The organism is Leptolyngbya iicbica LK, assembly GCF_004212215.1.
Lineage (GTDB): Bacteria > Cyanobacteriota > Cyanobacteriia > Phormidesmidales > Phormidesmidaceae > Halomicronema > Halomicronema iicbica.
Genome location: NZ_QVFV01000002.1, coordinates 621,821 through 636,469 on the forward strand (window position 1 = coordinate 621,821; position 14,649 = coordinate 636,469).

15 protein-coding genes are annotated in these 14,649 nt (G+C 51.1%); 9 read left to right on the forward strand and 6 right to left on the reverse strand.

All coding sequences use genetic code 11. From position 1 onward, the window contains the following. Positions 1 to 28 precede the first annotated feature (28 nt). Positions 29 to 262: a hypothetical protein gene (locus tag DYY88_RS09765; protein ID WP_039728210.1), complete on the reverse strand. Its 234-nt coding sequence runs from the start codon at positions 260 to 262 to the stop codon at positions 29 to 31. A gap of 137 nt (positions 263 to 399) precedes the next feature. Between DYY88_RS09765 and DYY88_RS09770 the strand changes: the two genes are divergently transcribed. Together DYY88_RS09770 and DYY88_RS09775 are read left to right on the forward strand one after the other, a co-directional pair. Next, a complete protein-coding gene (locus DYY88_RS09770) occupies positions 400 to 648 on the forward strand; it encodes a helix-turn-helix domain-containing protein (protein WP_039728207.1) in 249 nt (82 codons plus the stop codon). 437 nt (positions 649 to 1,085) lie between these two features. Continuing rightward, the gene (locus tag DYY88_RS09775) at positions 1,086 to 1,694 is read left to right on the forward strand and encodes a Uma2 family endonuclease (protein ID WP_039728206.1); all 609 of its coding nucleotides are present in this window, start codon (positions 1,086 to 1,088) and stop codon (positions 1,692 to 1,694) included. Between the two features lie 375 nt (positions 1,695 to 2,069). On the opposite strand, the gene DYY88_RS09780 is transcribed toward DYY88_RS09775, so the two are convergent. Genes DYY88_RS09780 through DYY88_RS09790 form a run of 3 tightly spaced genes read right to left on the reverse strand, consistent with a single transcriptional unit; the run spans position 2,070 to position 5,493 of the window. Further along, positions 2,070 to 3,971: an AAA family ATPase gene (locus DYY88_RS09780; protein ID WP_039728204.1), complete on the reverse strand. Its 1,902-nt coding sequence runs from the start codon at positions 3,969 to 3,971 to the stop codon at positions 2,070 to 2,072. Next, entirely contained in the window at positions 3,968 to 4,453 is a 486-nt protein-coding gene (locus DYY88_RS09785; protein WP_072041347.1) for an ABC-three component system middle component 2, read from the reverse strand. The genes DYY88_RS09780 and DYY88_RS09785 overlap by 4 nt, the downstream gene beginning before the upstream one ends. Further along, on the reverse strand, positions 4,453 to 5,493 hold the full coding sequence (locus DYY88_RS09790) for an ABC-three component system protein (protein WP_201279048.1): 1,041 nt from the start codon (positions 5,491 to 5,493) through the stop codon (positions 4,453 to 4,455). Before DYY88_RS09790 ends, DYY88_RS09785 begins: the two co-directional genes overlap by 1 nt. A gap of 328 nt (positions 5,494 to 5,821) precedes the next feature. Here DYY88_RS09790 and DYY88_RS09795 point away from each other — a divergent pair, with 328 nt between their 5' ends. Continuing rightward, positions 5,822 to 6,292, forward strand: a complete 471-nt coding sequence (locus DYY88_RS09795) for a transposase (RefSeq protein WP_084607253.1) — start codon at positions 5,822 to 5,824, stop codon at positions 6,290 to 6,292. Then, positions 6,289 to 7,017 (forward strand): ISAzo13-like element transposase-related protein, encoded by a 729-nt coding sequence (locus tag DYY88_RS09800; RefSeq protein ID WP_072041346.1) that lies wholly within the window; start codon positions 6,289 to 6,291, stop codon positions 7,015 to 7,017. Before DYY88_RS09795 ends, DYY88_RS09800 begins: the two co-directional genes overlap by 4 nt. Positions 7,018 to 7,215: 198 nt before the next feature. Here the strand turns inward: DYY88_RS09800 and DYY88_RS09805 are convergent, their stop codons facing one another. Together DYY88_RS09805 and DYY88_RS09810 are read right to left on the reverse strand one after the other, a co-directional pair. Then, positions 7,216 to 7,659: a carboxysome distribution maintenance protein McdB gene (locus DYY88_RS09805; protein WP_039728201.1), complete on the reverse strand. Its 444-nt coding sequence runs from the start codon at positions 7,657 to 7,659 to the stop codon at positions 7,216 to 7,218. A 3-nt stretch (positions 7,660 to 7,662) separates the two neighbouring features. Beyond that, entirely contained in the window at positions 7,663 to 8,427 is a 765-nt protein-coding gene (locus tag DYY88_RS09810; RefSeq protein ID WP_039728199.1) for a ParA family protein, read from the reverse strand. A gap of 763 nt (positions 8,428 to 9,190) precedes the next feature. Here DYY88_RS09810 and DYY88_RS24465 point away from each other — a divergent pair. The 5 genes from DYY88_RS24465 to DYY88_RS09835 all read left to right on the forward strand — a co-directional run bounded on the left by DYY88_RS24465 (position 9,191) and on the right by DYY88_RS09835 (position 14,645). Then, entirely contained in the window at positions 9,191 to 9,646 is a 456-nt protein-coding gene (locus tag DYY88_RS24465) for a hypothetical protein (protein ID WP_201279047.1), read from the forward strand. Between the two features lie 66 nt (positions 9,647 to 9,712). Beyond that, positions 9,713 to 10,066: a hypothetical protein gene (locus DYY88_RS09820; protein ID WP_039728198.1), complete on the forward strand. Its 354-nt coding sequence runs from the start codon at positions 9,713 to 9,715 to the stop codon at positions 10,064 to 10,066. Continuing rightward, entirely contained in the window at positions 9,996 to 12,809 is a 2,814-nt protein-coding gene (locus tag DYY88_RS09825) for a putative type IV secretion/conjugal transfer ATPase (RefSeq protein WP_063776195.1), read from the forward strand. Before DYY88_RS09820 ends, DYY88_RS09825 begins: the two co-directional genes overlap by 71 nt. Further along, a complete protein-coding gene (locus DYY88_RS09830) occupies positions 12,806 to 13,528 on the forward strand; it encodes a hypothetical protein (RefSeq protein ID WP_039728197.1) in 723 nt (240 codons plus the stop codon). The genes DYY88_RS09825 and DYY88_RS09830 overlap by 4 nt, the downstream gene beginning before the upstream one ends. Positions 13,529 to 13,544: 16 nt before the next feature. Further along, the gene (locus DYY88_RS09835; protein ID WP_052288550.1) at positions 13,545 to 14,645 is read left to right on the forward strand and encodes a hypothetical protein; all 1,101 of its coding nucleotides are present in this window, start codon (positions 13,545 to 13,547) and stop codon (positions 14,643 to 14,645) included. Positions 14,646 to 14,649 lie beyond the last annotated feature (4 nt).

Genomic DNA, 14,649 nt, shown 5'->3' on the forward strand with positions numbered 1-14,649 from the left:
ATCTACTTTGAGCTGTTTAGCAATGGTTTTAAGAGAAGTCTTGTCGAACGATTTTGGTCAAAATCCGCATCACCTCACCGCCACGACCAGTCGGCAATGGATTTGACCACTCCTTCATCTCAGCAAATCGCAGTTTGTGGAGCGATTTCACAATACTCTCTACGCCCTCAGGTGAACCTAGCACCATGATGCGCACCTTTTCGCGCCCATTTTCTTGAGGCAACTGAACCTGGGTGACGGCAGCATCCTTACGTCTTGTCATCTTTCGAGCCCCCGCAAAAAATTGACGGTGATTTCTTGACCTCGTGTGCGCCAGCTGGCTTACAAGCAAGTGTAATCTAAATGTATGCCGAGTGGCACACATTTACCCCGTTAAAAACCTCTGACACGATCAGAGGCATGGGAAAAGCTGGGAAAGTCTTAAAACAGGTGCTGGAAGAGTACGGGATTAGCCAAAACGGTCTCGCGACCACTCTGGGCACGGAACGCGGTACCGTCTACCGATGGGTGCATGAGCTCCGCGACCCTTCAGCCGAAACGCTGGTTGAAATCACCAATGCTCTGCGCACACTTAACCCTGATGCCGCCCAGACCTTTGTGCAACGGTATCTCGGTGATGTCGCGCAAGGGAAAGACCCAAGTAAGTGACGAGCGCCTTGCCAAATTAACTTGGTTGCGATCACACCAAAACTTTATGGTGTTCGAGTAGCTGACAAGGTTTATGTAACTCACCTTCGTGCCAATCTTGATTTCCCTTTAATAGTTTCTGCATCGGATGTAACGGGTGACGCGATCGCTTGGTCTGGAGCAGCGCAAGATAGGATGATTTCTGCTGAAAGTGTTAATGGCTGTGGTTTTTAGAGAAGCAGTAGACCAATAGACAGTTTTCATATCTGGAGAGTTTGTGGAAAGTGTCTACCCGTCCATCAATCTAGTAAGCACCACCTTGTAATGAGCTGCGACAATTATGGGCTAGAAGGGATGGATTAGAATGACAGCAAACTGATGTCCCTTTATGTAATCAGGTGTTCAGTCTGGCTGAGGCTGGCTGAGGCTGACACCACTACGGACTGGTCAAAAGTGCCATGGTGATTCCGGCTATTACGCGAGACCTGACGTTTGAAGCGTTCATTGACGTTGAGGATGGCAATGAACTCAATGAATTTGAGCTAGTTGATGGGAGGCTGGTGCTCATGCCGGAGCCGGATGATTGGCATGAAGAGATTTTAGAGTTCCTCTCGTTTATGTTTGAACTGCAGTATCGGCGCATGCGGCTGCGATACTCAGTGCGAAAGCGGAATGCGTTGATGATTGACAATACCAGGGGCCGACGCCCTGATGTGGCTGTGATTGATCGGCCTGAAACCCGTCGGGAGGATCGACAACCGGGGATTCGCAGCGTGCCTCGGATGATTGTGGAAATTGCTTCTGGCAACTGGAGTACTGACCTGGTAGAGAAGCAGGAGGAGTACGAGGCGCTACAGGTGCCGGAGTTCTGGATTGTGGACTACCGGGGGCAGATTCCAGCGAAGTATTGTCAGCGGGGGAAGGGGAAGAAGGTGATTGTGCTGACGCTGGCGGATGGGGTTTATCGGAAGGCGGAATATATGGCGGGGGAGACGGTGCCGTGTCTGACGTTTCCGGAGTTGGCGTTGATGGTGGAGCAGATTTTGGCGGCTGAGGAAGCCTCGTAAAATTAATTGAGACGCCGAAGCATCACTAACAGAAGGCTCCCAGCCCTTGACTATGCCCAGATCGCGCCCGCATTCGGCAACTCACTCAACAGGGGCCAAGGAAACCCAAGTTTCTCAGGCTCCACGTCACCTACACGGTACAAAGCGGCTCTGAGGGATCTCAGGACCTGATCGAAAAGCTGATTGGCCGGGGGAAAATGCTGTGGAAGTCGTTTATCAGAGAACTGCAAAACACGAAGAACCAACGCCTGCAAACAGTGACTACCAAAGCGTTCACTGATGGCTTTCTGCTGAGGGAACAGGTGCTCTCCAACAAGATGGGGCTGTCAGTTCGGGCTCTAGCTTGGCTTAATAAATTTGTTTAACAAAGCCGCTTTATCTTGAAATGGGGAAGAACCCGTATCTACCAAAGTCTTCACGTTTGGTGAAATGTATAACATTGCTTCTCGCTTCCAGGCCTTGAGGAGGAGGAGTGTTTTCCAGTATTACTACTTGGCTATCTTGGAGATTACGCGACAAGTAATCATAAAAGCGAGGCTTCACATCGGATTCTGCTAAGGCAATATCTTCTTCTGATAAGTCTGCATCCTCTGATTCATCGGGAGATTTATAAGCTAGTAAAGGAGAATCAAGAACGACAAATCCCGGATGTGGTAAGTTTCTTTGCTGACAAAATTCCATAAGGCCAATACTCATCGCCGCATGAGTAACTGCTCTAACTCCTTTTCCATTGCTAGAGCGAAGCTGCCCATTGATCACTAAGTCTTTTTCTGACGTATCAAAATGAGCTCTGTCGGCTTCTGGAAAGTTCCAACTTTGCAACAGATTTAAAACATGCTGAGCATAATCATCAAGAAACGTTGTCGATAAATCAATCGGTGTCGTTTCTACAGGAGTTTGCCGGGGAGACTCTACAGGAATTTCTCTTAGAAGAGTCTGTTTCTTTTCTCTGTATAGATTCAAACGATCTAGTTTTTCGAGTATTTGATTTTGCTCATTTATCTGAGGGACAAGGTTACTTAAGCTAAACTCAACGTTACCTATTGGTGCAGTTATCGTCTCTATCTCACCATTTAGTTCTTGTAAACTTGGACGAATTTGTTCTCGCTGTTGCTGCAAATCGAAGAGTTCAAGCGTGAGCTCGGATACAGTTTGTTCAAGTTCCGTTGATAACCTCTGTATCTTAGCAATTTCCGCTCTAGCAGCGTGTACAATCTGTTCTACATTGCCATCACATGATTCATTTTGGTGTTGTTCATTTGGAGGTGTGCCACACAAAGGACAAGGTGTTGGCTCTAAATGTACGAAGAAAGAGCCAGACTCTTCTATCGATGTGAGACGCTCTATGTCTACCTGATAGTTATTTTGAAGCAGTTCAAAACGTGACAATTGTGAGTCGATCTCATCAATTCGATTTGAAAGTCTCTGAATTTCATTCAATATTTGACGGCGTCTTGCTTGTCGCTCATTAAGCTCTCCCCTTACTTGAGCAAGCATTGTCTCCTGTGTCTGAATGTGTTGATTGAGCTCCGCTATTCGTTGTTCGATCTCACTTCGATTTGCCTCTACCCCCTCTAGAGAGAATTGCAAGCTGCTGATAAACTCATTCATTAATTCAATTTTTGCAAGATAGTTTTGCCTTGTATTATCTTGTTCAATGATTCTTTCTTCTTCAGCAACTTGCGCACTATCGTCAACTCCAGTCAGTAATAGTTTAAAGACCGAAAATTCGACAGTTTTTAACATGTGCTGCCCTGTCAATATCGGAGAGGATTCTTTGAGTATTTCGGTTTCCTTGACCAATACCAAGTTAGCGAGATCACGAAAGCTGAGACTTCTTGTATTTCGATTTCGATTTGTTTGAACCAACTTGTCAAGAAGGCCAATTAAAGATAAGAGATAGCCTGAGAGATTATCTGTACGCCCTGGTGAGTGCCTTGCCCCAAGAGTTGTTCCGACTTGTGCTGGTTGAGAATCTAGTATCGCTCCCTCAAACTTTCTAAACCCACCTCCATTGGTACTTCTTTCAAGAGTAAATAGCTCTTGATTTGGTGCGTCGAAAATTAACCTTGCTCTGTCATAACCATTTCTCTGTGGTATGTCTCTCAGTGGCCTGCTAGATCCAAGAAGAAAATCTATAGCCTCTAAGGTGAAAGACTTTCCAACATTGGACGGTCCCCAGATTACATTCAACCCTGAGGTAAATTCTAGTATTGCAGGACGTCTGTCAGGTCCAGTGAAGGATAAGCCTTTGATTAGAAGCGGTTGCCAGGTCATGAGAACCTGCTTGTTGAGCCTGATAGTGGTTGAAATTGATTTGTCCAGCTCCTAAAGAGTTGCCGTTCTTGGGCATAGATCTGGTCTGGAGTAAAGCTACCAAACGTTGAAACGACCCATTTAGAACGATCTCGAAGATTGAGGATATATTGCGAACTGAGCATTTCAAGAAAAGCACTTGCACTATCTGTCGCAACGTATGCAAATCCTTCATTAGATGCAACACGACTAGCCAAATTACGGCTCATCATCAACAGGAGGCCCCGTTCTATTAATTTACGTCTCACGGTCAACTCTCCTGAACGCATTGGAAGAGGTGCATGGAGACTTTCCGGACCACCTTCTATATCACCGGAGTGAACTGTCAGATAATCAAAAAAGACAAGGTACTCCAAATCCAGACACATAGGAAATGCTTCTACCAAAATTGTAAGAGCTCGCAACCCTGATTCCATAGGGCTATTGAATGGTGAAACCACCATCACACCTCCTTGCCACTAGGTACCCATATAAGCTTATCGTCGTTAGCCAATTGATGACAGATCCCCTGCCTATCTTTGGTCTCGGTCACTGTAACTAGCGGATTACTTGTTAAAGCTATACGTGTTGATTCCCTTATAACTTCATTCATTCGCGTCAATCCGTCTGGATGCGTATCTTCGCAGATATCTATTACACCATCTAGAATCTCGCTTTGCAATCTATCGAAAGTACCTGGTGGAACAGTATCACGAGCAAAGACTCTTAGCGATTCAGCACTATAAAAACGTTCGCGTTGTCTCAACATGTGATTGTTGAGCTCTGGTTTTAGAGAGGATGAAATATCTGAAGCACTATTTATATCTATACTAAGATGCTCGCTATAAGCATCAAATATTTGTCTGATGTATCTGCTCTCTTTCTCAGTAGGAGTTTCTGGTGGCGTATCAGGGGCTGGGCGCAAGTCCAGTCCGCCGCCGAATCTTACTGAGTGAAACGGAGTTGTTGCATGCTCCTTAATTAATTCCACTGCAGTTTTATAGGAGAAGATTGAAAAGTCAAAATCCTCAAACCAATCAAGTAAATCACCTTCCAGGGGAATATTTGCTGTTGTAGTTATTTTATTAAGGCAATAAGTTTCCCAATTATTTTTAATACTTTCCTTCAATTCTGCAGGATTATCCATGAGTTTTGAAAGAGTGGTTCCGACCCCTTTAGGAGCGACAAAGAAGTATCGTCTAGGAGGAGCATATTGATTTTTGAATGAGTAGTAAATTATTTTGCCAAATTCAACCCAAACCATACTTGGAGATAAGGAAGTGGCATATCTTTTACATTGAAAGTTGTCCCATACCCCAGATAGTCCATCATCATCTACATAGCCAGCCACATCAATACCCATGTCACCCGAGCCGGAATGACGGCGAATACGCTTATAAGATCCGACTGTCCCAGCACTTGCCCACTCCTCTATAAAAGCTTCCCACTCTTCTGGTGATGAGTTCACTAGACGCATCTCTTTAGGAATGGGGATTCCGTTCATAACATGATCTGCTGATGGGTTACCCAAGGGAGGCTGTGGTGAAATCGGCCTCATATCTTCGTCTGAGATCAAATGCCTCTATCCTCATGTAATCGCGTGTTCAACCCGAATTTATCTTACGAAAAGGAATGTTGTCACTCCGAACATACAGAATTCAATTAATTTGACATGAATTTTGAGTGTAAGCGACATTATTACTGACACAAATCCAGAAGTTCGCTGTTTGGTAGGTGTAGCCACCAATAATCCGAATGAACTAAGGGAGTAGCGTTGAAATAAGTCCCCCAAAGTTAGGTTAGACTATCAGCGACGAGTGGTGCTGGTGCTGATGTTGACAGAGCAAATCAAAGCGACATTCAAAGACGCGGCTCGTAAACTGACGGGGCAGAAGAAACGCGAATTTACGGCCCAAGTCGCCTTGGATTATTTTGAGGGGTCAGCCCGCCAAACAGAACGTGCTCTGGGTTGGGATCGCGTCAGCATCCAGCGAGGGCTCGATAGCTTAAAGAGCGGGACTGACTATGAGGATAACTACCAAGCCCGAGGGCGCAAAAAAGTCGAGACCTTGCTCCCAAATCTAGCGCAAGATATCGATGAGTTGGTTCAGGGGGATGTCCAAGCCGACCCGAAATTCCAGACCCCGTTTGGCTACCTGAAAGTCACGGCCCAAGGCGTCCGTGACCAGTTAATCGCCGAGAAAGGCTACGTTGATGAGGAACTACCCTGTCGTCAAACGATAGGCGAGGTGTTGAATCGTCTGGGCTATCGTCTTCGTAAACCCTCAAGACCAAGCCGTTGAAGAAAATTCCGCAAACAGACGCCATTTTCGACCATGTGGCAACGGCTAATGCAGCGGCGGATGCGGCGGCGAACGTGTTGCGACTCTCCATTGATTCAAAAGCCAAAGTCAAGGTGGGGAATCTTTCACGCGGGGGCAAGGACCGGCGACAGCACGCGCCCAAAGCCGATGACCACGACACCGAATGGCAGTCTGTCCTAGTGCCGTTTGGGATTCTCAACTTACAAACCGACGAGTTGACCCTTTATTTGGGAGAGTCCGCCGAAACCTCTGATTTCATCGTGGATTGCCTGAGCCAGTGGTGGCAAGACCACCGGGCCGACTATCGGCACATCACCACGCTCGCGATTAATCTAGATGGGGGGAGCGCGACTCGCTCGAATCGCACCCAGTTTATCAAGCGCTTGGTGAGCTTTGCTCGACAGAGCCAATTGAGCCTGGAGTTGATTTATTATCCGCCCTATCACAGTAAATACAATCCCATTGAGCGCTGTTGGGCAGCCCTTGAGCAGTTCTGGAATGGTGCGATTCTCGATTCCGTCGCAACGACCCTGAATTGGGCGAGCAACATGACTTGGAAAGGCCGTATACCAGTTGTCCACCATGTCACTGATTATTATGAAAAGGGCATTAAGGTGGATGCGAAGACACTGGCCTCCTTTCAAGTCGATTGGCATCCTTCGGCAGAACTGCCCCAGTGGGCCATTACGATCAATCCTGCCTAGGCGGGTGGCTTATCTATCGGCAACTCCCTAAACGATAAGCTTGAGCCTTTCGCTTAGTTCATTGGGTTGGCTTTATGTCAAACTGCGCCTCAATAGGCTAAACACCTCTCCCTGCTCTGGCGTAATCAAACTTCCTGTCTTTGGAACATACGAGCATAGCAGGCGCTAAATTCGCAAGGTATGTAGGTTTCACATTAGCTACCCCTTTAACCGCTTCTGCATCGTCTCCAACTTCCTTAAATCCGCCGCCCGCTTCCGCCGTTGATACCGCTCCTTCGCGATACCATTCACCACCTTCATCGCCTTCGGCTGCTCCGCCAGATACTGATACGCCGCTTCAAACCACACCTCCTTGGTGATCTTCTCATCCATGCAGAGATGCCGCAGCGCTTTATCAATCTCCTCTTCCAACCGCGTGGTCGTACGCACCAACTGGGGCCGATCGCCCCCTTCACCCTGACCCATAGACATACTGACGTCAACACCTGCAGACTCATCAGAGTCACTGTATCTTGATGTCATGGCTGCCTCTGCATCCGGTTGACGAGACTTCACACGGGACGTTTCCTCCAGCCCGTCAGAGCGTGGCGGCACTGTCGGGCGCTGCCGCTGCATCAATCTTTCCAGAGCATCTTCATTCATAGCCTACACCTGTCCCAAAATTTCAATCACCTGCTGCAGCGGCAATTCCAACTCCCCATATCCCAGCTCGGCCAATAACCGCCCCTGCCGAATCGCTTGCTTGTAGCGCTCACTCTCCAAAACTGACGGCAGCACCCGAATCTCTCCCGCGACCTGTTGCATCGCCGCGATCGCCTCTCGACTATCCGTCGCCTGCGATTGGCCAAACCACTTATCGCGAAACGGCAGCACTCCCAGCACCTGCCCCGTAAACGCCCGGATGCGCCGCATCTCCTCCAACAGCTCCAGGCTGCGCAGCAGCGAATTGACTCCCTTGGTCGAAGCCTCCGCCGGAATCAACACCCAGTCCGATGCCCCCACCACTGACAGACAAATCTGAGTGCGCTGGGGCGGTGAATCAATTAGGCAAACATCAAACAGTTCCCCCACGGCCTCCAAGCTGTAGCGCAACGCCAAGGCTCCCATGCCGCTCGTGGCCAAGTATTCCTGGGCCTGATGCAGTCCCTCATCGGCAGGCAGCAGATATAGGTTTTCGTAAGCCAGGGGATAAATGCCCGCCGCCGTCTCCACCTGACGCTTCAACACTTCCAGCAACGTCGGGGCATCCGGCTGCACGTTATGGCCCAAATAAAACGTCAGATTCGCCTGCGGGTCGGCATCCACCATCAACACCCGCTGCCCCTGCTGGGCCAACAGTCGGCCCAACAAGAGCGAGATCGACGTTTTCCCTTGTCCTCCCGAGAGCGACAAACAACTCAAAGTCTTCATGGGCGATCGCTCCCGATAACCGAACCCAGAACTTTCTGACAGGCTGGGCGTCTTCACCAAACAAGGGAATCTGTCACCATTAAAGTTATTCAAAATAGAAACGTCAAGACGTATTGACGTCAAAATGCATTAGAGTCTTTGATTGCTGTTGTGATGTGCTGTGATGACTGATTGCTGTTGGCTTTTGAGGACGTATTTAAGTTGAGGATTTAAGGGTAAAGAAGAACTTATCCAAAACTTTCAGTTGGGCATTTTTGAGATATTTATGTGATCGAAATCACGAATAAAAACCAGATTCTATGGCTCTGCTGGTTTGTACGTTAGAAGGCTTGAGCTATCAATTTATTCTGATTATTTTCTCGATAATGTATTGATGAATTAGGGGCTCTCCGTATTCTTTCTGAAATACTCAAGCACTTGATTGAAATCACGCATCGTTACAGGTTTGGCCACAAAACTCAGGATTTTGGCTAGCCTTTTAGACATCGATGGATGCCCTTCAAAAAGAGAGGGCAGTTATTTCGATTTCTGGAATTCGTTGCTATAGTGATCAAATCTTTCTAGAAGTTGAGTCACGTCTAGAGCTAATTTTGAACATGCAAGTCAAGCCAGTCTGACCTGATTTAAGGAGGCTGAAATGATCCGTCAACATTCAAAAGTGCGTACAGAAGTTTTGGCTTCTCCATTCGATTTTGTAGCCCAAATTACTCATTCTTTTTGTCAACTGCCATGCTCGCTACTCACTGCGATCGCGGTGGGATGTATGAGCGCTAATTTTGTGCTCCACGGTCCAGCTTTGCTCTTGCTCGTGATGGCCGGTAGCGGTTTGGGCCTGATCTGGCGACAAGAAGTGATTAGCAAAGCGGGTGTCTCTACCAAGGCTTCCAGAGGCTGGCCCGCCCGCCGCCAAACTATTCTGGCCATCGGCCTAAGTTTGCTGTCACTCCTGACCGTGCTGGCCTTTCCCGCCCAGGCTCAATTCTTTGGCGGGGCCGAAACCTGGATGCAGACCAATTTTGGCGCTGCAACGGGGGAGGCGATTCCACTGGTCTTCAACGTTCTGCGCGGTCTCTTTTTGCTCTACGTCGGCATCTCGCTGGTACGAGTGATTAACGGGGCTCGCCAAGAGGAGGATTGGCAAACGATCGCTCGCACCCCGCTCATTATCATCATTGCCGTCACCGCTGGCGACATCCTGACGACGCTCATCACCGGTTAAAGGTCGTTGGTTCGTCAGATCGAGGGTGCAGCTACCACCAGTTCTTTCAGCCCCCTTGAGCGATTTATGCCTTCTCACTTTCGTCCGGTCAACGCCATTCTGGGAGCCCAACCGCGTTTAGGCCCCATTCCCGCCGACCAAATCATTCCGTGGTTTTGCATCACTGGGGTGTCTTACCTGGTGGGTCGCGGGTTCAACCTCAGCTGGATGGCGATTGGCTTCATCGCCGCTTGGGGCATGTCTACCTGGTGGATTCTCACCGGAGGACAAAGCTGGAAGTTCACGGCCAAATTCGTGCCGACTCCCACCTGGAGTCGCGGCTATGCCCGATATCTGAGATTTATCTACCATGAAACAGAAAATCGGCAAACACCGCCTCAAACTCGGCGGCCAATTCGTCAGCACCCTGACTCCTTTTGAAGATGCGCTCAATCTCGCCGCCATGCTGCGGGTTGAACTACGGGGGCGACGGGTCGGCGCTTACGTGCTCACCAAGGGGCAGAACCGAGAGCATCTGTGTTTTGTCTTTGGCTTCGACTGCAAAGGCATTCACAATACCCTGACCGATGAGCAGGTTGAGACCATTTTTAGTCAACTGGAATCGGGCTTGAAAGACCTGCCTGGGGGTGAACGGTTGACCCTGCATCTCGGGTCGTTTTCTTCTGATTCTGATCGCCAGCAAGATCTTGCTCAGCTGACAGATCTGGCCCCCAGCAAGGCTCTGAAGTTTTTGCTCACCAGCGATCGCGCTCGGGTCCAACAGCTCACCCAACAGGGGCTACGAAAACCCAAGTTTCTGCGACTCTATGTCACCCATACGGTACAAAGCGGCTCTGAAGGAGCCCAGGACCTGATCGAAAAGCTGATCGGTCGGGGGGAAACGCTCTGGAAGTCCTTTACGGGAGAACTGCAACAGGCTAAAAATCAACGCCTGCAAACAGTCATCACCAAAGCCTTTACCGATGGCTTTCTGCTGTGGGAGCAGGTCCTTTCCAACAAGATGGGGCTGTCTATCAAACCGCTGGGTGAAGTTGACCTGTGGACGTTGCTCTGGCACAGGTTTAATCAGAGTGAGCCGATTCCGATTCCCCAACTGATTGTGCTGGATGGCCACGGCCTGCACGAACAGGTCAACTCTGACATCCACAGCACCACTCTGCTCACCCGAGACAAGGTCCCCACTGCCGGGAAATCCTGGACGAAGGTCAATGGTCAATATGTCGCTCCCCTCACCTTTTTAGAAAAACCAGGCGGTTGGGCCAATGAGTTCGCTCAACTGCGTTACCTCTGGGAAGTCCTTTCCAGAGAGACCGTTGCAGATACCGAGATCTTTTGCCAGCTGACGCGAGCGAACGAAACCCTTGTGAAGACGACCGTTCAGCGGATGCTGAAGCAGTCCAACCTGACAGCCACCCTGGCGGAAGAGGGCAATTCCGTGGATGTGGCGGCGGAGCTGAAAATGAAGCGCTCCATTGAGGCCCAGGAAGAACTCTTCGAAGGTGCCCTGCCCATTCACACCGCCGTGGTTTTCCTGATTCATCGCCCGACTCTAGAGCAGTTGGATGAAGCTTGCCGGTATCTGCAAAGCTGCTTTCGCCGTCCCGCTTGGGTAGAGCGAGAGCAAGATTACGCCTGGAAGGTCTGGCTGCAGACGCTGCCCATTGTTTGGGACGCCTTGATGGCCAGTCCCTTTAACCGCAGGCAGCTCTATCTGACGGGAGAAGTGCCGGGGCTGATGCCGTTGGTGCTCACCCAGCCCTGCGATGCCAGAGGCTTTGAGCTAATTGCCGAAGAAGGGGGCAGCCCGATTCACCTGGATTTGTTTACTCAGCACAAGAACCTGGGACTCTTTGCCACCACCCGTGCCGGGAAGTCCGTGCTGGTCTCCGGTATTCTGACCCAAGCCTTGGCCTACCGCTTTCCCGTCGTTGCCCTGGACTTCCCGAAACCCGATGGTTCCTCTACCTTCACGGACTACACCCAGTTGGTCGGCGGAGCCTATTTTGACATCTCTCGTGAGTCCAACAACCTGTTTGAGCTGCCCGACTTGCGACACCTGCCGGGCGACGAGCAAAAAGAACGCCTGCAAGACTTCCAATCGTTTCTTGAATCGGCGCTGCTGACCATGATTGTCGGCTCGGGGGCGAGCGAGTCGGTGATGACTCAGACCATTCGCTCCATCCTGGTACTGGCGCTGAATGCTTTCTTTAGCGATCGCTCGATTCAGCGGCGTTATTTGGAAGCGATGGAAGGTCGTTTGGGCTCTGCTGCTTGGGACAGAATCCCCACTCTGGCGGACTTCCTAGCCTTCTGCACGCCGGAGCAGCTTGACCTACAGCAGGTCGGCGGCAACATTGAAGCCGCCCTGAATATGATTGAGCTGCGACTCCGGTTCTGGCTCTCCAGTCGGGTCGGGCGGGCCATTTCGGCCCCGTCAAGCTTCCCGACCGATGCCCAGCTGCTGGTCTTTGCGCTGCGTAACTTGGCGAATGAGGAAGATGCGGCGGTGCTAGCGCTTTCGGCTTATGCTGCTGCTCTGCGTCGCGCTTTGGAAGCACCCGCCTCGGTCTTCTTCATTGATGAAGCCCCCATCCTGTTTGAGTTTGACGAAATTGGCGCACTGATTGGCAGGCTTTGTGCCAACGGTGCTAAAGCCGGGATTCGGGTGATTATCTCGGCGCAAGATCCCGATACCGTCCATAAATCCCCCGCCAGCGCCAAGATCTTTCAGAATCTGACGACGCGCCTGATCGGTCGGGTGCAACCCACAGCCGTCGATAGCTTTGAGCGCATCCTCAAATATCCGACCGCCATCATCAGTCGCAACGCCAGCGATAGCTTCTTTCCCAAGCGGGAAGGCATCTACAGCCAGTGGCTGCTCGACAACAACGGCATCTACACCTACTGCCGCTACTATCCGGCCTTTGCCCAACTGGCGGCGGTCGCAAATAACCCCGATGAGCAAGCGACACGGGATCTGGTACTGCACCATGCCCCCGATGAATTTACCGGCCTGGCTGAATTTGCGCGGCTGCTTGTGCAGTCTATTCAATCCGGCGAACCGCTGTCCGTTATCACTGAGCGCTGGTTTGCCGAACGCAATCCCCATCCCGAAGTGCCGATCGCACCGTTTAACTCTCTTCACTCTGGAGGTTCCTTATGAAACCTAGACTCCGCTTTGCTTTGACCCCGATTCTGGCGACGACACTGCTGATTGCCCCTATCAAACCGGCAGCGGCATCCCAAGTTGATACGACGTTTAACGACATCTTTGGCATCTTTCGCCAAGCGTTCGAGGACGTCAGAACCTATGTGGAACAAACCATTACTGGTGTGATGGATTCTCTCCCCGGTGAGCTGGATGGGGTCATCCACAAGGCCGTTGGCGATCTGGGTCTGGTTGATCCGAATCTCGTCCGCTCTGAGATCGCCGAAGAGCTATCTGCCACTTTGACCGGGGACTTGTCCCAGTCCGATACCGTTCAAGCCGCCGCCGAAACCGCCAACGAGATTGACCGCCAGCTCACCCGCGCTCAAGTGGATGCGGTGTTAAGTCAGTCAGGCCAAGCCGCGACCCGCGACAAAATCACCTGGATGGAAAACACTATCGGCCAGGTGCAACAGCACGCGGATTCAGCTCAGGTGGCGGTCTCCACCCAAGATGCGATCAAGGCGATGGCGCAACAAAATGCCCGGCAATCAGAAGTCTTGGGCGCAGTGCAGTCGGAACTGCTGCAGTCCCGGCAGGATACGCAGCTGACCAATCTCAACCTGGCCAACATTTCGCAAAACCTGGATCAGGAAGCCCGCGCTCGCCGCCTGCAGGAGTTGGGCAGTGCGCTGGATACGCTGCAAATCAGCAGCCAAGCCCGCTTGTTCTAGAAGTCAGATCATAACCATGCTTTTCCTCTGGTCCTCTCTCCCCATCGCTCAAGTTCCGCGTGATACCGCCGACATCATTGAAGGCGGGCAAATCGCGTCGGAGGCGGTGGCCGAAAGCTGGAATCAGCTGTGGGATAGCGTCTTGCAAGGCGGGCTGTACTTTGCACTGGCGCGAGTCGGTGTTCTCTTTGCCGTAGCAACTTTGCTATTTTTCCTGACCCAGTGGACTCGGCAGATGGTGGAAGGGGACAGTCAACGGGCCTATGCCGACTTTATCTGGCCGCTGTTGGTGATTATCTTGCTGTCTAACAATGGCGAGCGGCTGGCGGCGATCACCTTGGATATCCGCAACTACATCAACCAGGTCAATCAAGACGTGTTGACCTACACCGCTGCCGATATCGAGCTGCAAGAGGCCTATCAAACCGCAGTTTTAGAAGGTTCGGTGGAGCAGACCATCATTCAGCGGCGCAATCAGTGCTACGAACTCCAGAATCCAGAGGAGCGAGCGAACTGCATTGAACTGGCGGCCATTGAGGCACGGGAATTCATTGAGGACTACCGAGCCAGAACCGGCAATCCCAATGCCTTATCGCGCGCCTGGGAAGCAGCTCAAGCGGGAGACAACCCCCTGGACTCCGGTTTACGGTTCGGCGGAGCGCTGATGGGCTCTGGTTTTCAGACCGTGACGCGAGGCATTTTGATGGCGTTGCATATCGCGTTTCAGTGGCTGATTGAAGCCTCCATGCTGCTCACGGCCACCCTTGGCCCGTTGGCGGTGGGTGGGTCATTGCTGCCGGTGGGAGCGAAACCGCTCTTTGCCTGGTTGACCGGCTTCTTTTCCCTCGCGGTGGCCAAGCTTAGCTTCAATATTCTCTCCGGGCTGGTCTCGCTAGCGGTGCTGAATGCGGGAGATGCCCATCCCCTGATTGCGCCCTTCTTTCTGGGGTTACTCGCTCCCATTCTTTCACTCGCTCTTGCCTCTGGTGGCGGCATGACGGTGTTTGGAGCCCTGACCAGTGCGGCGGGTGTGATTGCCGGAACCGGGGCGATGGGCGGCATTGCTCGTACTCCCGGTTACTCCGCTCGCCGCCGCGCTTACCGGATGCGCCGCTGAACTC

Bases quoted from the DNA above. Each gene is read 5' to 3' on its own strand.
- DYY88_RS09765 (WP_039728210.1), bottom strand. From the start codon at position 262: ATGACAAGACGTAAGGATGCTGCCGTCACCCAGGTTCAGTTGCCTCAA.
- DYY88_RS09770 (WP_039728207.1), top strand. From the start codon at position 400: ATGGGAAAAGCTGGGAAAGTCTTAAAACAGGTGCTGGAAGAGTACGGG.
- DYY88_RS09775 (WP_039728206.1), top strand. From the start codon at position 1,086: ATGGTGATTCCGGCTATTACGCGAGACCTGACGTTTGAAGCGTTCATT.
- DYY88_RS09780 (WP_039728204.1), bottom strand. From the start codon at position 3,971: ATGACCTGGCAACCGCTTCTAATCAAAGGCTTATCCTTCACTGGACCT.
- DYY88_RS09785 (WP_072041347.1), bottom strand. From the start codon at position 4,453: ATGGTGGTTTCACCATTCAATAGCCCTATGGAATCAGGGTTGCGAGCT.
- DYY88_RS09790 (WP_201279048.1), bottom strand. From the start codon at position 5,493: ATGAACGGAATCCCCATTCCTAAAGAGATGCGTCTAGTGAACTCATCA.
- DYY88_RS09795 (WP_084607253.1), top strand. From the start codon at position 5,822: ATGTTGACAGAGCAAATCAAAGCGACATTCAAAGACGCGGCTCGTAAA.
- DYY88_RS09805 (WP_039728201.1), bottom strand. From the start codon at position 7,659: ATGAATGAAGATGCTCTGGAAAGATTGATGCAGCGGCAGCGCCCGACA.
- DYY88_RS09810 (WP_039728199.1), bottom strand. From the start codon at position 8,427: ATGAAGACTTTGAGTTGTTTGTCGCTCTCGGGAGGACAAGGGAAAACG.
- DYY88_RS24465 (WP_201279047.1), top strand. From the start codon at position 9,191: ATGAGCGCTAATTTTGTGCTCCACGGTCCAGCTTTGCTCTTGCTCGTG.
- DYY88_RS09820 (WP_039728198.1), top strand. From the start codon at position 9,713: ATGCCTTCTCACTTTCGTCCGGTCAACGCCATTCTGGGAGCCCAACCG.
- DYY88_RS09825 (WP_063776195.1), top strand. From the start codon at position 9,996: ATGAAACAGAAAATCGGCAAACACCGCCTCAAACTCGGCGGCCAATTC.
- DYY88_RS09830 (WP_039728197.1), top strand. From the start codon at position 12,806: ATGAAACCTAGACTCCGCTTTGCTTTGACCCCGATTCTGGCGACGACA.
- DYY88_RS09835 (WP_052288550.1), top strand. From the start codon at position 13,545: ATGCTTTTCCTCTGGTCCTCTCTCCCCATCGCTCAAGTTCCGCGTGAT.